The following is a 21,216-nucleotide window of genomic DNA, read 5'->3' as shown; positions in this document are numbered from 1 at the left end:
GGGGGATCTAGGGGTGTTCGCCCACGGAGCGGGGCTGAGACCCTGCTGTGACGATGCGCAACCCTGCTCGGTGCGAGGAGATCCACTGATGGAAGTTGTCGGGAAAGGCTTCCTGGCCCACAACCTGGAGCCGGTCATCGACCGCCATCCTCGCGCCACGGTGCTGGCGGCGGGTGTGTCCACCACGGTGGCCGACTCCCCGATGCAGTTCCGGCGTGAGGCGGAGCTGCTGCGCGAGCAGGCCGAACGGTGCCGCCGGGCGGGCCGGCTGCTGGTGTTCCTGTCGAGCGCGTCGCACGCCATGTACGGCAGCCCCGACACGGCCGCGGACGAGACCTACGCGGTGACCCCCTCGTCCCCTTACGGACGGCACAAGCTGGCCATGGAGCAGGAACTCCGCGAGAGCGGTACGCACTGGCTGACGCTGCGGCTGAGCCACACGGTCGGTCCAGGCCAGCGGGGGCACCAGTTGCTGACGTCGCTCATGCGGCAGATCCGCTCCGGCCGGGTCAAGCTGTTCCGCGGTGTGCACCGCGACCTGATCGACGTCCGTGACGTGGTGGCTGCCCTGGACGGCCTGTTGGCGGCGGGGATTCGCAACGAGATCGTCAACGTCGCCTCCGGGACCGCGTATCGGATCGAGGACATCGTCGACGGCGTGGAGGCCAGGCTCGGTTGTGCCGCCACCCGGGAGATCGTCGAGGTGCCGTCCAACCGCACCGTGGTCTCGGTGGAGAAGCTGCGCCGGCTGGTGCCTGCGGCGTGCCCGCCCGGCGGTCTGCCGTACCTGAACGTGCTGCTCGACCGGTACGTCGCGGAACGGCAGACGCCGCCGTCAGAACCTGGACAGCACGTCGCGCAGGGCGTCGATGACCCGGTCCTGAGCCGCCTCGGACAGGGTCGGATACATCGGTAGGGAGAAGATCTCGTCCGCGAGCCGCTCGGTGACGGGCAGGTCCCCCTTGGCGTAGCCGAGGTGCTCGAAGCCCGTCATGGTGTGCACGGGCCACGGGTAGCTGATGTTCAGCGCGATGTCATGCTTCTTCAGCTCCTCGATGATCGTGTCCCGCCGGGGGTGGCGGACCACGTAGAGGTAGTAGACGTGTTCGTTGCCCTCGGTCACCTCGGGCAGGAGCAGCCCGCCCGGCCCGGCGAGGTCCGCGAGGCCCTCGGCGTAGCGCCCGGCCACCCGGCGGCGGCCTTCGATGTAGCGGTCGAGCCGGCCGAGTTTGCGGTTCAGGATCTCGGCCTGGACCTCGTCCAGGCGGGCGTTGTGGCCCGGCGTGCGGACGACGTAGTACACCTCCTCCATGCCGTAGTAGCGCAACTGCCGCATGGCCTGGTCGGTTTCGGCGTCGGAGGTGATGACGGCACCGCCGTCCCCGTAGGCGCCGAGGACCTTGGTCGGATAGAAGGAGAACGCGGCGGCGTCGCCCATGGAGCCGGCGATCCGGCCGTCGCGGCGGGCGCCGTGGGCCTGGGCGCAGTCCTCCAGGAGCTTCAGGCCGTGTTCGTCAGCGAGCCGCCGCAGCGGCGCCATGTCGACGCACTGGCCGTACAGGTGCACCGGCAGCAGCGCCTTGGTCCGGGCCGTGATCGCCTCGGCGACGCACTCGGTGTCCATGAGGAAGTCCTCCTCACGGACATCGACGAAGACCGGTTTCGCCCCGGTGCCGCTGATGGCGACCACGGTCGGCGCCGCGGTGTTGGAGACCGTGACGACTTCGTCGCCCGGTCCGACGCCGAGGGCCTCCAGGCCCAGCTTGAGTGCGTTGGTGCCGTTGTCCACGCCTGTGCAGTACGGGACGCCATGGTAGGCGGCGAATTCCCGTTCGAATCCTTCGACGCTCTGACCGAGAATGAGCTGACCGGAGGAGAACACCGTTTCCACGGCGTCGATAATATCGCTCCGCTCTTCGTCGTATTCAGCCAGGTAATCCCATATGCGAATGGCCACGGAGGCTCCTCACGATTCGAGTCCCGGATGGGTGTCGCACGGTTCTTCGGCACCATACCGTTGAAAGAGACGTAAGTGCCAGATACCGCGGGAATGAGCCACGCGGCAGCGGGCCCCGCCGACAGTACACGCTCGGACCTGCCAGGTCTCGCCCTACGAATGCGGGTTTAGCCGCGCTTCGTCCGCCTTTTAGCGACCGCTGGTGCCGTGGTGTACGACACCGGCGAATTTGGAGCGGCGATGCGCGTACTTTTTATTCCAGCTGCCGTACCCAGCCATCTCTTTCCGATGGTTCCGCTTGCCTGGGCCTTTCGCAGCGCCGGCCACGAGGTGTACATAGCGGGTCAGCCACCCGTGGTGGATTCCATTGTGGGGGCGGGATTGAACGCCATTCCGGTGGGCGCTTCCTACGACCTGATGGCAAATATCACCGCGGCCGGGGAAGCGGTGCGGCGAGAGACCGGGGAGGGACCCACCGCTTCCGGTGACGTCTCGGCGATGTCCCCGGAGGCGTTCCGCCGGTATGCCGAGCTACGGGTCGAGCCCCATGTCCGGACGGCGTTCGCGATGGTCGACGAGCTCGTCACGTTCGTCCGCGCCTGGCGTCCGGACCTGGTGGTGTCGGATCCGATCACCATGGTGGCCCCCCTGGTGGCGGCGGTGGCGGGCGCACCCCTGGTCCACCACCTGTGGGGACCGCAGCCGGCCACGCTGACCGATTTCCCCGGCTACGGCGCGGACCCGGAGAGCTGGCCGGGACAACTGCGCGAGCTGTACGGCCGGTTCGGAGTGGAACCGGCCGCCCACCACGGTGTCGGCACGGTCGACCCCGGTCCCCCGAGCCTCCAGCCGGCCCGGGTGCCCCGTCGTCTCGCAGCCCGGTATCTGCCGTTCAACGGCTCGGCCCCGGTGCCGGACTGGCTACGGGTGCCGGCCGACCGGCCGCGGGTGTGCCTGTCGTGGCTGACGCTGAACACGGTGTCCCATGAGTCGGGCGCCGCCCATCCGCTCACCGCGCTGATCGGCTCGCTGTCCACGCTGGGCGTGGAGACGGTGGTGGCCGTGCGCGCCGCCGATCGCGAGAGAATCGGGCCCGTGCCCGACGGCGTGCGGGTGGTGGTGGACCTGCCGTTGAACGCGGTTCTGCCGACCTGCGCGGCCGCGGTGAACCACGGCGGGACGGGCACCACGCTGACGGCGGCCTACTACGGCGTCCCGCAGGTCGTCGTCCCCTACAACCCCGGTCTGACGTTCAACGCGCGGCTCCTGACCGGGGCGGGTGCCGCGTTGACGCTGCCGGCCGATCCGATCGACGCCGACGACGTGGCGGCCGCCGTCTCGTCACTGCTCGGCGACTCGCCCGTCCGCAAGGCCGCGGCGGAGCTGCAGGCGGAGAACCTCGCCCAGCCCGCTCCCTCCCAGGTCCTGAAGAGCATCGAGGAGCTTGTGTGAACAACGAGGTCAGCGCCCGAGGGAAGCTCCTGCTGGAGGACCCGGACAGCACCGCCATCCCCTTCAACCGGGCGTATGTGACGGGTGCCGAGACGACGCACATGGAGGCCGCCCTGGCGAGCGGGACGCTGGAGGGTGACGGGCCCTTCACCGCACGTGCCACCGCGGTGCTCACCAGGATGATCGGCTCCGCCGCCACCTTGCTGACCACCTCGTGCTCGCACGCGCTGGACATGACGGCGCTGCTGCTCGACCTGCGGGCCGGCGACGAGGTCGTCATGCCGTCGTTCACCTTTCCCTCGACGGCCAACGCGTACGCGCTGCGCGGTGCGGTGCCGGTCTTCGTCGACTGCCGCCCGGACACGCTCAATATCGACGAGCGGCTCGTGGAGGCGGCGATCACGGAGCGGACCAAGGCGATCGTGATCGTCCATTACGCGGGGGTCGCCTGCGAGATGGACGCCATCATGAAGATCGCGGAGCGTCATGGTCTGATGGTGATCGAGGACAACGCCCACGGTCTGGGCGGGAGTTACCGCGGCACTCCGCTCGGTGCGATCGGGGCGCTGGCGACGCAGAGCTTCCACTCGACGAAGAACGCTCACTGCGGCGAGGGCGGCGCCCTCGTGATCAACCAGGTGGACCTGGTCGAGCAGGCGGAGATCATCCGCGAGAAGGGCACCAACCGCACCCAGTACTACCGGGGCACGGTCGACAAGTACCACTGGGTGGAGCTGGGTTCGAGCTATCTGCCGTCCGAACTGCTCGCCGCCTTCCTCACCGCGCAGCTGGAGAACTTCGACACGATCCAGGCGCGTCGGCTCCAGGTGTGGGACGCCTACCAGGAGCGGCTGGCGGAGTGGGCCGCCGCAACCGGTTTCAGCCGGCCCGTCGTGCCGGAGGGGTGCGTGCATCCGGCTCATCTGTACTACCTGCTGGCGCCAAACCCGGTGGTGCGTGGTGCGTTCCAGCGGCATCTGACGGAGCGTGGGGTGCAGGCGACCCCGCATTACCAGCCGCTGCACAGCGCGCCCGCCGGGCTGCGGTACGGGCGTACGGCGCCGGGAGGGTGCCCGGTCACCGAGCGGGTGGCCGATCAGGTGATCCGGCTTCCGCTCTACACCGGGCTGAGCGAGGCCGACGTGGACCGGATCGTCGCGGCGGTCACGTCGTTCCGTACCGAGGCCTGAGACGGCTGGGCGCCGGCCCGCGCCGTCCCGGCGGTACGGGGTCAGCGCACGGCGTAGTCCCCGAGCCCGGCTTCGAGGATCGCGAAGGCCCGTTCGGCGTTGGCGACGGCGTCGGCGTGGATGGCGTCGGGGGACTCCCCGGCGACCAGCCGACGCCAGTTCTCCCCGACGACGGCGTGGATGGCGCCCATGACCGCGGCCGCCACCACATGGGGGGTCATGTCGTCCGGTTCGGCGCCGGTTTCGGCGGCCAGGGTCTCGGCGAGGTCCAGCTCGTTCTTGCGGTCGAGGAGCATGGTCCGGCCGGTCAGGGCGGCGCTGCCGCGGACGACCCGCATGAAGTCGAGACCCTCCGGGCTGAGGCCGACGTGCGACTCGCGGCGGTCCAGTTCGGCGATGAACTCCCGGCGCAGGGCCGAGAGCGCGGACTCCCCCGGGGCGCGCTCGCGCACGGGCCGACCCGGGTCTCTCATCCGTTCCGCCATCGGCACCATGACGAGGTCTTCCTTGGTCGGGAAGTAGTTGAAGACGGTGACCTTGGAGACATTGGCGGCCTCGGCGACCTGGGCGACGGAGACCTGGTCGAACCCCTTGGCCACGAAGAGCTCCATGGCCGCCCGGAAGATCGCGAACCGCGTCTCCTGCTTCTTCCTCTCGCGCAGCCCCGCGGCGGGGGTGGGCGCAGCACCCTCAGTCATGGCCACAGCTTACCACTGACTTGACCCGAGTAAATCTTTGTACTTGATAAATAGATTTTCCACGGTTAAGTTTTCTCCATGACGCTGACGCAGATGAGACTGGCGACGATCGGCGCGGTCATCGCGATGATCCTGGGAATCGTCGACACCAACGTGGTGGCGACGGCCGTGTGGCCGATCGCCAAGAGCCTCGACCCCGACCACGGCCTCGAGTCCTTCCCCTGGGTGATCACCGCGTACGGACTGGCCGCCACGGTCACCCAGCCGCTCTACGGGAAGCTGTGCGACATGTACGGCCCCAAGCGGATCTACCTCTTCTCGCTGGCCACGTTCCTGACCGGGTCCGCCCTGTGCGGACTGGCCCAGAGCATGGGCGAGTTGGTGGCGTACCGGGCTGTCCAGGGCATCGGCGGCGGCGGCCTGATGGGCGTCACGCTCATCATGGTGATGAGCATCTGGCCACCGAAGGAGACGGCCGAGGGCGGGTCCACCGGAGGCGCCGGCGTCGGCATGGGCGGAGTGATGGTCGGCGTCGGCGTGGTCGTCGGACCGCTGACCGGTGGATTCATCGCCGACCAGTTCTCCTGGCGCTGGATCTTCTACATCAATGTGCCGCTGGGCCTGATCTCCTGGGTGCTGGTCGCCACTTGTCTGCGGCTGCCGGAGCGGCGCGGCGCGGAACGCATCGACTTCCTCGGCGCGGGCCTGATCGCCGGCGCGGCCGGTGCGCTGCTGCTGCTGACGGAGTGGGGTGGGCACGAGTACGCCTGGGGGTCGCCCGTGATCCTGCTGCTCGGTGCCACCGGGCTGGCGCTGCTGGTCGCGTTCCTCCTGCGGCAGGGGCTCGTGCGGCGGGGAGTGTGGTCCCGGTTCGTCGCGCCCGAGCCGATCTTCCCCCTCACCCTGTTCCGCAACCGGGTCTTCCGGGTGGCGAGTCCGCAGGAGTTCTTCGCCGGCATGGTCATCATCGGCGCCGTCGTCTATGTGTCGCTCTACCTCCAGACGGCGCGTGACGTGCGCGCCGCCGAGGCAGGGCTCTATCTGCTGCCGATGGCCGTCGGCATGACGGTGTCCGGGATCGTCTCCGGTCGCGTGGTGCAAAAGCCCGGCCGGTTCCGAAAGGTCATGGTCAGCGGCATGACCATGGTGACGGTGTCCATGGCACTGCTGAGCCTGCTGCGGGCCGACACCTCCGCGTGGCTGCTCAACGGCTCCCTGCTGCTCCTGGGCGCGGGCCTCGGACAGGTGCTGGGCCTGGCCCTGGTGGCCGTGCAACTGACCGCGCCCGAGGAGCAGATGGGCGTGGCGATCACCTCGGTTCGGTTCAGCCAGATGCTGGGCGGCGCCATCGGCACCGCCATCCTCGGTACGGTCCTCGCCCGCTCGTACGCGTCGCACCTGCCCGACTCCCTCAAGGACGCGCAGGGCGGCGAGCCGAGCGCCGCACGCATCCAGGAGCTGCCCGCGGACGTCCAGCCCCAGGTGGTCGACGCACTGGTGGGGGCCACCAACACGGTGTTCCTGGTCGGGGCGGGGATCGCGGCGCTCACGCTCGCCATCACGTACTTCTTCCTGCCCGAGCCCACACCCAGCGAGCGGACCCCGGCGGCCGACCCCGCCCCGGCCACCTGAGACGGCGAGGCCACCGCGTTCCGCTCGACGCCGCCTGAACGGCCTTAGCGGCCCCCAAGCCCCGATGCCTACGCTCGCTGCCCACGCGACCACGGCCGGGTCAGCCCGGCCACGGGCTCGACGAGAGGAAGGTGCAAGAGTGAACGAACGGCGTTTCTGCGTTCTGCTGGGCCCGGACGCCGCGGGCAAGTCCTCGGTCATGGCGGAGATCCGTGCCAGGCGGCCCGAGTGGCGGCTGCTCTCCACTGACGACGCGCTCGTCCCGCCGCAGCACGCGCTCATCGGCCGGCTGCGGCGGAACGTCGTCGACGACGTCCTGCCGGCGCTGGAGACCTCGTACTCCGCCGACTTCCTGGCCAGTCTGCTGCAGACCGCCGTCGTGTACCTGAGGGACGAGGTGCGGCGCCAGGACGGCGCGGCCCCGATACTCGTGGATTCCTACTACTACAAGATCCTCGCGAAGTGCCGGCTGGCCGGTGTCGCGGGGAACCCCATGTACACCTGGTGGCGCTCCTTCCAGCAGCCGCAGGCCGTGGTCTACCTCGACGTGTCGCCCGAGTCCGCCTGGCGGCGCTCGGCGGACGGCGCCCGGCTCAACCCGCTGGAGCACCACGGGGCCCGCCCGGAGTGGCCGGGTTTCGAGAGCTATCAGAAGAACCTCCGCAAGCTGCTCCTGGAAGAGGTGCGTGATCTGCCAGTGACGATCATCGAGGAACAGCCCAGCGTGGGGCGGGCGGCGGACGCCGTACTGGAAGCGCTCGCGTCGTGAACGCGGTCAAGGGGTGGGCGGCCCCGGGACACGCCGACCGGTACCGGGAGCGGGTCTTCGCCGAACGCGACACCCTGCGAACGGCGTTGGCCGACATGCGGGAACGACAGCGGCGCGTCCTCGCCGACCTCCTCGACCACAACGCGGAGACGGAGTTCGGCCGTGAGCACGGATTCGGCCGCATCCGCGACATCGACGAGTTCCGCAGGGCCGTGCCCGTCCAGGACTACGCGGCTCACGCGCCCCTGATCGAGCGCACGGCGGCAGGCGAGCAGAACCTGCTGTCCGCGGACCCGCCCGTGGTGTACTTCACCAGCAGCGGCAGCACCGGCGCGCACAAGAAGATCCCGATCACACGGCACTTCATGCGCACCACCTTCTTCCCCTTCTACTACGCGGCGTGGGCGCCCCTGATCGAGAACTTCCCCGAGGTCGCGAGCCGGCCCGACGCCGTGCTCAACCTCAAGCACGACCCGCTCGCCGCGCCCCCCACCACGGCCGACGGCCGCCCCCATGTCGGCGCCAGCCAGGTGGACTTCGGCGCGAAGTTCGGTGAGGAGCTCGCGGCCGAGCTGGGCACCGCCGCCCCCTGGGCCGCCCTTCCCGTGGACGTCGCCCCCGACGACCACCTGGAGAAGGCGTACCTGCGGCTGCGCCTCGCGGTGCAGAGCGACGTGCGGTGCTTCATCGGCATCAACCCGGCGATGATCGCGGCCGTGCCCTACCAGCTGAACCTGTGGTGGGACCGCATCGTCAAGGAGGTCCACGACGGCACCCTGGGCGGCCTGCCGTACGGCTCCCCCGCCCCCCGGCGCGCCCTCGAACTGCAGCGGCTCGCCGACTACTTCGGCACCGTGGCCCCCGCGCACGTCTGGCCCCGGGTCCGGGCCCTGTTCTGCTGGACGACCGGCGTGGCCTCCCTCTATCTGCCCGCGCTGCGCGAGGAGTTCGGCATCGGGGTCGCCGCGCTCCCGGCGCCTGTCGCGGCGTCGGAGGGACCGGTCGGGGTACCGCTGGACCGGCACGGCGACGCGGGGAGCCTCGTCGTGTCCGCGTCCGCGTACGAGTTCGTGGACGCCGACGCGGACCTCACCCCCGACGTGGCGACCCTGCTGCCGCACGAGCTGGAGGCGGGCCGCGAGTACCACGTGGTCTTCAGCCACGTGGGCGGCCTGTACCGGTACGCCGTCGGCGACGTCGTCCGGGTCGTGGACCTGCCCGGCGGTGTACCGCGCGTCGCGTACGCAGGCCGCGCCACCCGGTCCGACGCCGCCGGTGAGCGGCTGCGCGAGGGGCAGGTGGTGCGAGCCCTGCACGCCGCGCTCGCCGGCACCGGACTCACGCTCGTCAACGTCGCCTGCCGGGTGGCGACAGCTCCGGGAGCACCCCCGCGCTACGTCTTCGCGGTCGCCCCCGGCACCCGCTGGCAGGACGCGGAGGCCGAGCACTTCACCGACCTGCTCGACGCGGGCCTCGAACGGGAGTCCGCCGGCTACCGGCGGGCGCGGACCGAACGCCGGCTCGTCCGTCCCGAACTGGTCCTGCTCGACCGCGACGCGTTCCAACGGGACTGGCACGCGGCCGTCGGCGACGGTGTCCGCCCCACCCAGGTCAAGGACCGGCTGTTCCGGCAGGACGAAGCGCTGTGGCAGCGCCTGACCGGCACGACACCGGTGTGACGCACTCCCCCGCATCCAGCACACAGGAGAGCCCCCAGATGACCGACCTGCTGTCCGCCGTCGAGCGGACCGCCCTGCTGACCGCGGCCCTGCGCGCCGCCGAGACCGCGCGCGAGGACCGCCTCTACAGCGACCCGTACGCCGCCCGGCTCGCCGGCGGCATCGGCCCCGAGCTGCTGGCCGAGGTACGGGCCGCGACCTTCCCGCCGGACCGGCCGCGCTCGCTGCCCAGCACCCCGGACTACAACGCTATCCGCACCAGGTTCTTCGACGACTTCCTGCACGGTGCCGCCCAGGACCCGCAGATGACGCAGATCGTGCTGGCACCCGCCGGCATGGACTCGCGGGCCTACCGGATGGAGTGGCCGGATCACGTCCGCTACTTCGAGGCCGACCGTCCGGCCGTGCTGGCGTTCAAGGCGGACCGGCTGGAGGGCGTCGCCCCCCGGGTGGCCCACCGCACCGTCGCCGTCGACTTCACCGTCGAAGGCTGGGAGGGTGAGCTGATCGCCGCCGGGTACGACCCGGAACTGCCCTCCACCTGGCTGCTGGAGGGCCTTCTCTACTACATCCGCGAACCGGACGCGCACCGGATGCTGGAACGCGTGGCAGCGCTGTCCGCGCCCGGCAGCCGCATCGCCGCCGACCTCGTCAACGCCGCCGCCCTCACCCGGCCGGACATGCGCGGGCTGCTGGACGTCTTCGCCCGCTGGGGCTGTCCCTGGCTGTTCGGCAGCGATGAGCCGGAGGCACTCTTCGACCGGTACGGGTTCGACGTCCGCGCCGTCCAGCCCGGTGAGCCGGAGGCGGACTTCGGCCGCTGGCCGGACCCGGTACCGCCGCGCGACGTCAAGGACGTACGGCGGGTCTTCTTCATCCACGGGCGGCGCCGGTGACCGGGCCCGCGGCCGTCGTCGTCGGCGGGAGCGTCTCCGGCCTCGCCACCGCGCTCGCCCTGGCCGGGCGGGGCGTTCCGGTGCGGGTCCTGGAGCGGGGCGCGCCACCTCCGCAGGGCCCGGCCGCCAAGGCCGCCGACGCCTGGCACCGGCCGGCCCTCCCCCAGTGCGGCCACTCCCACATCCTCACCTCGCTCGGCGTACGCGAGCTGCGCGACCACGCTCCTCGCGTGCTGGAGGCCGCCGTCGAGGAGGGTGCGCGGCTGCTCGACCTCACCGTCGCGGCGCCTCCCGCCGGCGGCCCGCGCGAGGTCACCGACCCCGAGCTGATCGCGCTCGCCGTCCGACGCACGGTGTTCGAGCTGGTGCTGCACCGCGCCGTGCGGAGTCTTCCGCAGGTCACCATCAGCCACGGTACGGCGGTCCGAGGGCTGCTCCTGGATCCGTCCGCGACCCGGGCCTCGGGCGTCGTCACCGACCGGGGCGAGCGGGTGCCCGCCCGGTTCGTCGTGGACGCCACCGGACGCGGATCCGCCTCGCGGTCCTGGCTGACGGACGCCGGCCTGCCCGTGCCGGACGACCTGACCGCGCCCAGCCGACTGCGCGCGTTCACCCGCTTCTACCGGCAGCACGCCCCTGACGACGGCCTGCTCGGGCCGCTGAACCGAGGCAACGCCGCAGGAGGGGTCTGGGACCACTACGCGGCGGTCGTGCACCCGGCCGACAACGGCGTCTTCGTGATCACCCTCGGCGTGCCGACCTCCGACCCGGCCACGAACCTCCTGCGCGGTCCGGCGGCCTTCACCGCCGCCGCCCGCCTCTCCCCCTTCGTGGCGGCGTGGGCGGACGACCGGGCCGCGACGCCGCTGACACCCGTACGCGCCATGACCCTGCCGCCGAACATCCTGCGCGGCACCGCGCAAGCCGGCGGCTCGCCGGTGGCCGGGCTGTTCCCGGTCGGCGACGCCGCCTGCGTCACCGACCCGCTGTACGGCCGCGGCATGTCGCTCGCCCTGCACCACGCCTTCCGGTTGGCCGCGCTGCTCGACGGACACCCGGAGGTGGACGAGCGGCAGAGCGAGCTGGCCGCCCGCCTCGCCGACGGGTTGTACCGCCCGTGGTACGAGCAGTCCGTCCACGACGACCTGGTCCGCGACCGCCTGTGGCGCGCCCGGATCCATGGCGTCGCGCCGCCCCCGACGCCGCCCGCCGCCCCGGGCCGCCCCGGTGTCGCCGAGGTGGCGCGGGCAGCCGCCGTCGACGCCACCGTGTGGCGCGGTCTGACGCGCGTGCTGATGGGCCTGGACACGCCCGCCGGGATCTTCGACGACGCCGCGTTCCGGGCCCGGGTTGGCGGTGCCCGCACCGACGGCGCCGGCCCCGCCCACCGGCCGCCGACCCGGGAAGAACTGCTGGAGGCCCTCGCTGCCGGGGAGGCGGCCTGATGGGCGGCGGCACCACCCGGAAGGTGCTGCTCGCGCCGATCACCGTCACGCCGTCCAAGCCGCTGACGCCCAGCCACCTCAAGGGGCTGTTGTGGACGGACGTGATGTTCCGCGCCACCGCACCGCTCGCGGACGTCACGTACCGGTACAGCCACACGACGTACCACCCGACCGAGCAGACCCTGGGATTCTGGGAGTTCCTCGACCGCACCCTGGGCGACACCGACTACGCCTCGCTGTCCGAGGACGAGATCGGCGAGCTGTACGTCCGCTTCCGCGCCGAGGAGACGGCGCCCGCCGCCGAGCACCTGCGCCCGTACGCGGAGGCCGTCGAGCGCACCGGCTTCGTGCACCCGGCCAGCGCGCGGGTGCTGCAACTGTGGGCCGGGCACTACGAACGACTCGGCCTGCACGACCCCGGGCTGCTGGCGCACCAGCCCCCCGGCTACGGGCTTGAGGAGATGGTGGAGGACCTGGTGGCGGCCGGCGTCGGTCTGGACCAGCGCGGCTGGGGCGGACCCGTGTACCTCGACGCCACCCGGTTCGGCCTGCCGCTGCGCCGGATCATCACGTCCGACGGACGCCCCAACTACGTCGCCTGCGCCCTGCGCGAGCTCCTGCCCCTCGCCCCCCGCTACGACGAGGTGGTGGTGCTGTACGACCGTGAACTCGACCCCGACTACCAGCTCCTGCAGCGTGTGCTGGGCGAAAGGGGGTGCGTGGTGCACCGCGTGCCGGTCGGCCGGGTGCCCATCGAGGGGAAGATCGCCTCCGCCCGGCACGGCGGCTGGCGGGGCCACACCGTCGATGCCCTGCTGCGGTCCGTCGGCGAGGAGTACGGCCCCGCGGCCTGCCGGCTCGGCATGCGCCTGTACTTCATCGCCGTCCTCGGGCCAGGGCAGCAGCAGTCCTTCCGGTACGACCTGCTCCGCAAGAGCCTGGGCCGCGCCGAGCAGTTGCTGGCCCGTTCGCAGACGACGCCTGGGCCGGGCGGCGACGGTGTCGTCAGCACCCTGGCCCGGCATCGCGGCGACCACCTGCACATCGATCCCTACCGGCTCACCTCGTCCCTGCTGGGTCGAAGACGCCGGGCCCCCGACCACGACCTGCTCACCACGGTGTTCTTATGACGCTCACCCGAGAACTCCTGCTCACCACCGCCGCGGAGCGGCTCCGGCTGGCACGCCCCGAGCTGACCGCACGCCTGGATCTCTCCGACACCGAAGCCCTCGTGCGGGCCAAGGCCGCCGTCGCCGGGCAGGACGGCCCGGCCGACGCGGCGTCGGTCGTCGCCGTCATCGGCCGCTTCTCACTGCCGCAGTGGGTGCGCGAAACCTGTCGCTTCGCACTGTCCCTGCCGCCCGACCGTGCCGATTCCTGGCGCCGGTCGTTCACCCGGACCGTCTGTCTGGCCGGGCAGCCCGCCAACCTCCGTGAGCGGTTCGCCTTCGACCACATCGCCGACGACGGCTCGGCGGCCTGGCTGGGACCCACCACCGACGCGGCCGCCCTCCCGTTGCGCCGTCTGCTCAAGACGTTCGACGGGGCCCGCCCCGCCGGCGCGTGGGCACCGGTCACGGTCGAGACACCGGCGCGGGACGGTTCGGGCACCCGCCGCCCCGTCCACCGCGACGTGTACGTCGCCACCGCACGGACCACCGTCTCCGACCTGCTCGTCCAGGTGAACCACCTGCTGGCCGAGGCCGTCATGGACGGCCTGATACGCCCGGGAGACCGGCTGACCCTCCGATCCGTACCGCGCCTGGCCGGCCTGGCCGTGCCGTTCGCGGCGCTGCGCGTCGACATCGACACCCACCGTCCGCGCGAACTCATGGCGTACGCCGGGCTGACAGAGGAGACCTGAGGTGCCGCTTTCCCGTCCCGCCCCGTCCCCCCGTCCCATCCGCCTCGGGGTCCACGGCTCCGCACACCTGGCCGAGCGCATCGTGGCGGCCGCACAACGCCCGCAGGAGTGGGAGTTCGTCCCGTACGACGCCGCCGACCCGTTTGGTCCCCTGCGGGACCGTTCGCTGGACCTCATGATCGTCAAGTACGGGCTGCGGGAACCGGACATCGCCGTCAGCAGACCCGTGGCCCACGACGGCCGAGCGCTGATCGTCGGGGCCCACCACCCCTTCGCGGACCGCGCCACGGTGTCGGTCGAGGAGGCCGCTCGCTACGACGCCTTCGACCGCCCGGGCGACTTCCCGCCGTACGTCTGGGACGAGGTGGTGCCGCCGAGGACCCCCGCCGGCACGTCGATCCGCCGGGTCCACGCGCTGACCACGGTGGAGGCGATGGTCGCGGTGCTCGTCTCCACGCAGGCCGTCCACCTGTCGTTCCGGTCGCTGGACGCGATCGTACCGCCCCAGGTCAGGGTCATACCGATCCATGACCTGCCGCCCGCCCCCGTGAGGCTCGCCTGGCTGCGCGACGCGGAACTGCCCCCGGGTGCGGCCGACTTCGTCGCCGACGCCGAACACGGTGCCGCCCGACAGCCGCTCGCCTGAGCCCGCGCTCCGCCTCCCGACCCTTCCCACCCGAGAGGACTCACCGCCATGCCCACCGTCTCCGTACACGGATCACCCGTCCACTACACGGCAAAGGGCGACGGGCCAGGTCTCCTCCTGGTCCACGCCGCCGGCACGGACTCCGAGACCACCTTCGGACATCTCGTCGACGACTTCACCGGCCGGCGGACGGTCATCTCGCCCGACTTCGCCGGCAGTGGCGGGACTCCCCTGGGAGAACTCCCCCTGACGGTGGACCTGTTGGCCGACCAGGTCGTCGGAGCTGCGGAGGCGGTGACGGACGAGCCGTTCGACCTGGTGGGCTTCTCCCTCGGATCGGTCGTGGCGGCGGCCGCCGCCGCCGCGTACCCGGAGCGCGTGCGCCGTCTGGTCCTGATCTGCGGCTGGTCCCACAACGACGACCCGCGGCAGCGGTTCCTGATGGATCTGGTGCAACGTCTCGCCCGGGTGGACCCGCGGTCCTTCCAGCAGTTCACCCTGCTCTCCGTCTTCTCCGCGCCCTACCTGACCGGTATCGGTTCCGACGGCATCAAGGCGGGCGTCGAGCTGATCACGGCGGAGACGAGCGTGCTCCGGCAGATGGAGCTCGGGGCCGCGGTGGACATCCGTGACAGGCTCACCCGGATCAAGGCCCCCACCCTGGTGGTCGGCGCGTCGCACGACCACTGGGTCCCCGTCCGGCACGCCCGCGAGACCCGACGCGGCATCAGCGGCAGCCAGTACGCCGAACTCGACTGCGGGCACATGGCGGTCTTCGAACGCGGACCCGAAGTGGTGCGTCTCGTGCGGGACTTCATCGACCGGTGACGTCAGCCGAGCGCGCGCCGCCGCGACGCCCGCCACAGGGAGGTCCGGAAGCCGTGCCCGTTCTTGCGCCCGAGCACGCCGCTGCGGACGAGGCTCTCCAGCAGCCGCGGCGGCGTGAAGTCGGGCTGCCGGAACTCCCCGTGGAGCCGCCGCATGATCAGGAGGGACACGTCGAGCCCGATGGTGTCCAGCAGGGCGAACGGGCCCAGAGGATAGCCGTACCCCTGTTCCAGCGCGGCGTCCGTCTCCTCGATGTCCGCTTCGGCGCTCTCCACCAGGCGTATGGCATCCCCGAGGTAGGGGAACAGCAGGAAGTTCACGATGAAGCCCGCCCGGTCGGCGCAGCCCACAACCGTCTTGCGCAGGGATCGGCAGAAGCCGTGCACCGTGGCGAGGGTCTCCGCGGTCGTCTCCTCGGTGCGGACGACCTCGACCAGTCTCATGGCCGGAGCGGGATTGAAGAAGTGCATCCCCACGACTTGGGACGCGCGTCCCGAGGCCTGTGCGCAGGGGGTGACGGGCAGGCTGGAGGTCACCGTGGCAAGGACGGCGTCGGGCTTGCAGGCCTCCCCCAGCCGGCGGAACAGGCCGAGCTTGACGTCCAGGTCCTCCACCACCGCCTCGATCACGAGGTCGCAGTCCGAGAGCGCCGCGATCTCCTCGGCGGGCTCAAGACGCGCCAGCGCCGCCGCCCTGTCGTCCGGGGACACCCGTCCCCGCCGTACCTTCCGGGTCAGCGCGTCCGCCACCGAGGACACCACCCGGTCGGCTCCGGACCGGTCGCGCGCCACGACGATCGTCGGATACCCGGCGACAGCCGTCACCTCCGCGATGCCCGTCGCCATCGTGCCGGAACCCAGGATCCCGACGCGCCCCACGGTCCGCGCGTCGCCGACCGTGCCGTCCTCACCGTGCCCGGCCGCGAGGTCGCCCTGCTCGTCGTACCTGTGGAAGCCCTGCCCCGACTTCCGGCCCAGACGGCCGGAGGCCACGAAGTCGGACAGGACGGCCGCCGGCGCGAAGCAGGCACGGCCCGAACGCTGATGCTCAGCTGTCAGCACGGCGTGCGCCGTGTCGATCCCGACCCGGTCCAGGAACTCCAGAGGCCCCGACGGAAGTCCGCAGCCCAGCCGCATGGCCGTATCGATGCTGTGTGCCGTGGCGTAGCCGCTCTCGTACAGCATCGCCGCCCGGTTGAGGAAGGCGTACACCAGTTGGTCCGCGTGCACACCCGGGCGGGTGCCGACCGCCACACGTCGCAGTCCCGTCTCGTCCAGCAGCTCCTCGACGGTGGACACGGCATCGTCGGAGACCACCGCGGTACGGACGACTTCGACCGTGCCGCCGGGCGGGAGGGGGGCTGTCAGGCGCAGTCCCAGTGTTCTGCCCGGACGGCCGCAGTCGGCCGCCAGGGCGAGCACGGTGGGTGCCGTCGCCATGGTCACCAGAATCGTGTCCGCAGCGCACACCGTGTGCAGTGCGCGGAGCACGGCACTCTTGGTGCCGGCGCTGTCGGGAACGGCTTCGATGACCAGGTCCGCGTGTGCGAGGACGGCCATGTCATGGCTCAGGGTGACGTCGGCCGCGTTCCCTTCTTCGTTCCGGAGCCGTCCTGCGACCCGGTGCAGGACGTCGCCGTCCGTGTCGACCCCGACCACGCGCCGGCCGGCCCCGGCCAGCAGCTGCAGGAGGGATTCGCCGACGCTGCCCAGGCCGACGACCCCCACGGTGGAGGCGGACCCTGTCTGCTCGGTCATGAGCGGCGCCTTCCCACCGGGTACCTTCTCTCCGTCAGGTCCGCCGGACGCGGCGGGGCCGGATGCGGGGGCCTTGTCATGGTGTTGCCTCCAGCAGTGGTGGGTCAGGTCTCCTGCCGCCCGGACAACAGCGACGCCACCAGGCTCAGATCGACGTTGCCGCCGGTGAGCAGGACTCCGATGTCGGTGGTCGGCCGGTCTGCCGCGATGCGCAGTGCGGCCGCGAGCGCGGTCGCGGCCGCGGGCTCGATGAGCAGGCGGGTGTGGGACAGCGCCAGACACACGGCGTCCGCGATGGCCGGTTCGGCCACCGTGATCACCTCGGAGACCGCCGTGCGGGCGAGGTCGAAGGGCAGTTGCCCGATCCGGTCGGGACGCAGGCCGTCGGCGATCGTCGCCTCGGCGGGGACCGTGACCGGGTGTCCGACGCGCAGAGCCTGCGTCAGGGCGGGCACCGATGCCGGTTCGGCCGCGATCACTTCGACGCCCAGGCCGTCCACTGCGAGACAGGCGCCCGCCACGGCGCTCCCGCCGCCGACCGGCAGCACCACCGTGTCCAGGCGCCCGCCCCGAGCCGCCACCTGGGCGAGGAACTCGGCGGTGGCCGTGCCCTGTCCCGCCACGACGTGCGGATTCTGGTACGGGTCGATGATGTCGAGGCCGCGGGCACCGCTCAGTTCACCGACCACGGCCACGCGCTCGGCCAGGGTCGTGCCCGCCTGGATCACCGTGGCGCCGGCCTCCCGGATGGCGCGCACCTTGGCGGGGGCGGCGTCCCGCGGCAGCACGAGCACGGCCGGCAGGCCGTGATCGTGGGCCGCCAGCGCGACCGCGATCGCGTGATTGCCGGTGGACTGGGCCACCACGCCGCGGCTTTTGGAGCGGACCAGCTCGTCGAGGGCCACCAGCGCGCCGCGCATCTTGAACGAGCCGCCGCGCTGCAGGTTCTCCGCCTTCAACCACAGCCGTGCCCCCGCCCGCCGGTCGAGCTGTTCGCTGCGTACGACGGGGGTCGTCGTGAGCCGGGAGACGAGCCGCCGCTTGGCCTCGTGGACACCGGCGTGGCTCAGCAGGGGCCGGTCGCCGGATATCGACGCACCGCTCGTCGCGATCCCGGACATGGCTCTCTCCTTCTCACCGCTTGGTGGCGGGGGTGCCCTCGGGCAGTGGTCTCCTGGATGGTCTGTACGGCGCCTAAACTCCGGCTAACCCTGGACTTTCGGCCCGGGAGCCCTCCTGGACAGCCCCGTTCACCGGGCTGAGCCGCGCCGGTCCGGCGAGCTGATCCCCGCCGGGACGGTCCTTAGAGGCGCTTTAGCCGCGGCACGGACACTGGTCACATTCTGGTGGACAGCCCTTTCGACGGGGAAAAGCGCCCTCGCTCCGGCCCGCCTCACCGGCCATTCCTGGCAGCGAGAGAAACGGTGGCGGAGGCGATGGAATTCGATGTCACAGCGGCGCAGCTAAAGCGCCGAGAAATCATCATGGAAGGTGTGCGGGAGCTGCTTCCCGGGCGGCCGCGCACCGCGGCCGACGAGCACTTCACCCGCGAGGAGTGGCGCACGGCGGCCGGACTGGGGCTCACCGGTCTGTGCCTGCCCGAGGAGTACGGCGGCGGCGGACTCGGCGCCTTGGACACCGCTCTGGCGCTGGAGGCGTTCGGCGAGGCCTGCACCGACACCGGGTTGGTGTTCGGGGTCGCGGCGCACCTGCTGGCCTGCGCCGTCCCGGTCCGGGACTTCGCGGGTCAGGACGTGCGCGCAGGTCTGCTGCCGGGTCTGGCCGACGGCCGGCTGATCGCGGCGAACGCGATGACGGAGGCCGAGGCCGGCTCGGACGTGGGCACGCTGTCCGTGTCCGCAGTGCGCGACGGCGACGACTACGTGTTGCGGGGTGTGAAGAGCTTCGCCAGCAACGCCCCTGTGGCCGATGTGCTGGTGACGTACGCGACGACCGACCCGAAGGCGGGCTTCCTCGGTGTGAGCGCCTTCGCCGTGCCCCGCGAGGCGCCCGGGATCACCGTGAGCGGTCCGCTGACGAAGATGGGCCTGTGGGGCTGCCCGGCCGGCGAAGTCCGCTTCGATGACTGCCGGGTGCCCGCGCGGTACCTGCTCGGTGAGGAGGGCCAGGGCAGCGGCGTCTTCCAGCACTCGATGGCATGGGAGCGGGCCTGTCTGTTCGCCCTCTACCTGGGCGGTATGGAGCGCCAGTTGGGGCAGTGCGTCGCCCATGCGCGCACCCGGCGCCAGTTCGGGCGACCGATCGGCGAGTTCCAGGCGGTCTCCCACCGGATCGCCGATATGCGGCAGCGGCTGGAGGCGGCTCGGTTGCTGCTGTACCGGGCGTGCTGGCTGATGGACGGGGACCGCTACGACGCGGCGGCGGTGGCGATGTCGAAGGTGGCGGTGTCCGAGGCCGCCGTGGCCAACAGCCTCGACGCGGTGCGGCTCTTCGGCGGCGCGGGCTATCTGGCCGGGGCCGGGATCGAGGCGCAGCTGCGCGACAGCGTCCCCGCGACGATCTTCTCGGGCACGACGGAGATCCAGAAGGTGCTCATCGCGAGAGAGACCGGACTGTGAGCGTGACCGCGAGCCTGCACGACCTCGTCATCGACAGCGCCGCCCGCCACCCCGGCCGCACCGCGGTCTCGGGCCCCGACGGCACCATGACCTACGCCGAACTGGACCGCCGGGCCGACGCCCTGGCCCGCCTGCTCGCCCGGCAGGGAGTGGGGCCGGGCGACCGAGTGGTCCTGTGGGCGGCCAAGTCGGCGGCCGTGGTGGCCGCGATGCAGGCGGTGCTGCGGCTCGGCGCGGCGTACGTGCCGGTCGACGGGAGCACACCGGTGCGACGGGCGATGTCCGTCGTACGCGACTGCTCCGCCCGGGTCATCTGCACGACGGCGGAGGGCGCCGCCCGCCTGGACGGTGAACTCGCCCCCGGGGAAGGGCGCGTGGTCCTGGTCGACGGGCTCGACGCGAAGGCCCCCTCCGGGGGAGCGCCGCCGCCGCGGCGGACGACGGGCGCCGGGGACCTCGCGTACATCCTCTACACCTCCGGTTCGACCGGTGCCCCGAAGGGTGTCTGCGTCAGTCATGGCGCCGCCCGTGCCTTCGTGGACTGGGCGGTGGCCGAGCTGGCTGCGTCACCGGCCGACCGCTTCTCCAGCCATGCGCCCTTCACCTTCGACCTGTCGGTGCTCGACGTCTACGCGGCCCTCGCCGTCGGCGCCTCGGTCCACCTGATCCCCGCGGAACTGGCCTACACACCGACCCAGTTGGTCGAATTCGTCCATCACCGCCAGATCAGCGTCTGGTATTCCGTACCGTCCGCCCTCTCACTGATGATGCGCGGCGGCGGGCTGCTGGACCGGCCCGCGCCGCCGTCGTTGCGCGCCGTGCTGTTCGCCGGGGAGCCGTTCCCCATCGCCGGCGTGCGGCAGCTGGCGGGCTGGACCGGGGCTCGGCTGCTCAATCTGTACGGTCCCACGGAGACGAACGTGTGCACCTTCCACGAGGTCGGCCCCGCCGATCTGGACCGTGGCCGGCCGGCGCCGATCGGTACCGCCTGCTGTGGCGACGCGGTCTGGGCGGTCACCACCGAAGGACGCCGGGCGGGCCCCGGTGAGGAGGGCGAGCTGCTGGTGTCCGGGCCGACCGTGATGTCGGGCTACTGGGGCCGGGAGCCGCAGGAGGGCCCGTACGCCACCGGCGACATCGTGCGGGTGCGGCAGGACGGGTCCTTCGACTACCTGGGCCGCCGCGACCACATGGTCAAGGTGCGCGGTCACCGGGTGGACCTCGGCGACGTGGAGGCCACGCTCACCGCGCACCCGGACGTCGACGAGGCCGTGGCGCTGGTCGCCGGCACGGGGCTGGACGCCCGTCTGGAGGTCTTCGTCGTACCACGGGGCGGCCGGCCGGCGCCGGGCGTGCTGTCCCTCAAGCGGCACGCGGCCGAGCGGCTCCCGCCCTACATGGTCGCCGACGCCTTCCACTTCGTCGCCTGCCTGCCCCGCACCCGCAACGGCAAGGTCGACCGGGCCGCGCTGGCCGGCGACGCGCACACCCCAGCGGAAACCAACCAGGAGAGGGTCCCATGAGTTCCAGCACACGGTCCGAGGTCGACGTCACCGCGCGGCTGATCGCCTTCATCAGGGAGAGGTTCCTGTCCGGCGACCCGAACGGTGAACTGGACGAGGAGACGCCGCTCCTCGAATACGGCGTCCTCGATTCGCTGAAGGTTGCCATTCTGCTGAACTTCATCCGGGAAGAACTGGCCGCCGATATTCCGCTGGCGAAAATCAGCGGCGGCAACTTCAAGAACGTACGCAGTATTTCGGCGCTGGTGTGCAGCACTTCCCCGCTTTAGGTCGCTCCAAGTAGACCCTTAGCCCCGCTGGT

Annotated in this window: 19 protein-coding genes; 15 read left to right on the top strand and 4 right to left on the bottom strand. The window is 71.6% G+C overall.

Annotated elements, in window-relative coordinates; genetic code table 11:
• Positions 1–88: 88 nt before the first annotated feature.
• Positions 89–916, top strand: coding sequence for an NAD-dependent epimerase/dehydratase family protein (locus ACZ4UU_RS36840; protein ID WP_471907768.1), 828 nt, complete (start codon positions 89–91; stop codon positions 914–916).
• Here ACZ4UU_RS36840 and ACZ4UU_RS36835 read toward each other — a convergent pair.
• Positions 836–1,957, bottom strand: coding sequence for a DegT/DnrJ/EryC1/StrS family aminotransferase (locus ACZ4UU_RS36835; protein ID WP_471907767.1), 1,122 nt, complete (start codon positions 1,955–1,957; stop codon positions 836–838). The genes ACZ4UU_RS36840 and ACZ4UU_RS36835 overlap by 81 nt on opposite strands.
• A 240-nt stretch (positions 1,958–2,197) precedes the next feature.
• Here ACZ4UU_RS36835 and ACZ4UU_RS36830 point away from each other — a divergent pair, with 240 nt between their 5' ends.
• Positions 2,198–3,409 (top strand): nucleotide disphospho-sugar-binding domain-containing protein, encoded by a 1,212-nt coding sequence (locus tag ACZ4UU_RS36830; protein WP_471907893.1) that lies wholly within the window; start codon positions 2,198–2,200, stop codon positions 3,407–3,409.
• On the top strand, positions 3,406–4,599 hold the full coding sequence (gene rffA, locus ACZ4UU_RS36825) for a dTDP-4-amino-4,6-dideoxygalactose transaminase (RefSeq protein WP_471907766.1): 1,194 nt from the start codon (positions 3,406–3,408) through the stop codon (positions 4,597–4,599). Before ACZ4UU_RS36830 ends, rffA begins: the two co-directional genes overlap by 4 nt.
• A 41-nt stretch (positions 4,600–4,640) precedes the next feature.
• Here rffA and ACZ4UU_RS36820 read toward each other — a convergent pair whose 3' ends face one another.
• Positions 4,641–5,297 (bottom strand): TetR/AcrR family transcriptional regulator, encoded by a 657-nt coding sequence (locus tag ACZ4UU_RS36820; protein ID WP_471907765.1) that lies wholly within the window; start codon positions 5,295–5,297, stop codon positions 4,641–4,643.
• Positions 5,298–5,375: 78 nt separating this feature from the next.
• On the opposite strand from ACZ4UU_RS36820, the gene ACZ4UU_RS36815 reads away from it, so the two are divergent.
• The 9 genes from ACZ4UU_RS36815 (at position 5,376) to ACZ4UU_RS36775 (ending at position 15,056) form a co-directional block, all read left to right on the top strand.
• On the top strand, positions 5,376–6,929 hold the full coding sequence (locus ACZ4UU_RS36815) for an MFS transporter (RefSeq protein ID WP_471907764.1): 1,554 nt from the start codon (positions 5,376–5,378) through the stop codon (positions 6,927–6,929).
• Between the two features lie 139 nt (positions 6,930–7,068).
• A complete protein-coding gene (locus ACZ4UU_RS36810) occupies positions 7,069–7,698 on the top strand; it encodes a hypothetical protein (protein ID WP_471907763.1) in 630 nt (209 codons plus the stop codon).
• Positions 7,695–9,377: a GH3 family acyl-acid amido synthetase gene (locus tag ACZ4UU_RS36805; protein ID WP_471907762.1), complete on the top strand. Its 1,683-nt coding sequence runs from the start codon at positions 7,695–7,697 to the stop codon at positions 9,375–9,377. Before ACZ4UU_RS36810 ends, ACZ4UU_RS36805 begins: the two co-directional genes overlap by 4 nt.
• A 38-nt stretch (positions 9,378–9,415) precedes the next feature.
• The gene (locus ACZ4UU_RS36800; protein ID WP_471907761.1) at positions 9,416–10,273 is read left to right on the top strand and encodes an SAM-dependent methyltransferase; all 858 of its coding nucleotides are present in this window, start codon (positions 9,416–9,418) and stop codon (positions 10,271–10,273) included.
• Entirely contained in the window at positions 10,270–11,718 is a 1,449-nt protein-coding gene (locus tag ACZ4UU_RS36795) for an FAD-dependent monooxygenase (protein WP_471907760.1), read from the top strand. The genes ACZ4UU_RS36800 and ACZ4UU_RS36795 overlap by 4 nt, the downstream gene beginning before the upstream one ends.
• Positions 11,718–12,848 carry a hypothetical protein gene (locus ACZ4UU_RS36790; protein ID WP_471907759.1) on the top strand — a complete coding sequence of 377 codons (1,131 nt, stop codon included), beginning with the start codon at positions 11,718–11,720 and terminating at the stop codon, positions 12,846–12,848. Before ACZ4UU_RS36795 ends, ACZ4UU_RS36790 begins: the two co-directional genes overlap by 1 nt.
• Positions 12,845–13,582 carry a DUF6182 family protein gene (locus ACZ4UU_RS36785; RefSeq protein ID WP_471907758.1) on the top strand — a complete coding sequence of 246 codons (738 nt, stop codon included), beginning with the start codon at positions 12,845–12,847 and terminating at the stop codon, positions 13,580–13,582. The genes ACZ4UU_RS36790 and ACZ4UU_RS36785 overlap by 4 nt, the downstream gene beginning before the upstream one ends.
• Position 13,583: 1 nt before the next feature.
• Positions 13,584–14,228, top strand: a complete 645-nt coding sequence (locus tag ACZ4UU_RS36780; RefSeq protein WP_471907757.1) for a LysR family transcriptional regulator substrate-binding protein — start codon at positions 13,584–13,586, stop codon at positions 14,226–14,228.
• Between the two features lie 48 nt (positions 14,229–14,276).
• The gene (locus ACZ4UU_RS36775; protein WP_471907756.1) at positions 14,277–15,056 is read left to right on the top strand and encodes an alpha/beta fold hydrolase; all 780 of its coding nucleotides are present in this window, start codon (positions 14,277–14,279) and stop codon (positions 15,054–15,056) included.
• 2 nt (positions 15,057–15,058) lie between these two features.
• Here ACZ4UU_RS36775 and ACZ4UU_RS36770 read toward each other — a convergent pair whose 3' ends face one another.
• Complete coding sequence (locus tag ACZ4UU_RS36770; RefSeq protein WP_471907755.1) at positions 15,059–16,813, bottom strand: 3-hydroxyacyl-CoA dehydrogenase family protein; 1,755 nt, start codon at positions 16,811–16,813, stop codon at positions 15,059–15,061.
• A gap of 104 nt (positions 16,814–16,917) precedes the next feature.
• Positions 16,918–17,934 (bottom strand): threonine ammonia-lyase, encoded by a 1,017-nt coding sequence (locus ACZ4UU_RS36765; RefSeq protein ID WP_471907754.1) that lies wholly within the window; start codon positions 17,932–17,934, stop codon positions 16,918–16,920.
• A 315-nt stretch (positions 17,935–18,249) separates the two neighbouring features.
• On the opposite strand from ACZ4UU_RS36765, the gene ACZ4UU_RS36760 reads away from it, so the two are divergent.
• Genes ACZ4UU_RS36760 through ACZ4UU_RS36750 form a run of 3 tightly spaced genes read left to right on the top strand, consistent with a single transcriptional unit; the run spans position 18,250 to position 21,184 of the window.
• A complete protein-coding gene (locus ACZ4UU_RS36760; protein ID WP_471907753.1) occupies positions 18,250–19,392 on the top strand; it encodes an acyl-CoA dehydrogenase family protein in 1,143 nt (380 codons plus the stop codon).
• Entirely contained in the window at positions 19,389–20,915 is a 1,527-nt protein-coding gene (locus tag ACZ4UU_RS36755) for an amino acid adenylation domain-containing protein (RefSeq protein WP_471907752.1), read from the top strand. The genes ACZ4UU_RS36760 and ACZ4UU_RS36755 overlap by 4 nt, the downstream gene beginning before the upstream one ends.
• Positions 20,912–21,184: an acyl carrier protein gene (locus ACZ4UU_RS36750; RefSeq protein WP_471907751.1), complete on the top strand. Its 273-nt coding sequence runs from the start codon at positions 20,912–20,914 to the stop codon at positions 21,182–21,184. Before ACZ4UU_RS36755 ends, ACZ4UU_RS36750 begins: the two co-directional genes overlap by 4 nt.
• The last annotated feature ends 32 nt before the right edge of the window (positions 21,185–21,216 follow it).

The organism is Streptomyces sp. NPDC028907, from assembly GCF_055564995.1.
Note: the sequence above shows the minus strand (reverse complement) of the source record. Positions and strands in the feature narration are given on the sequence as shown.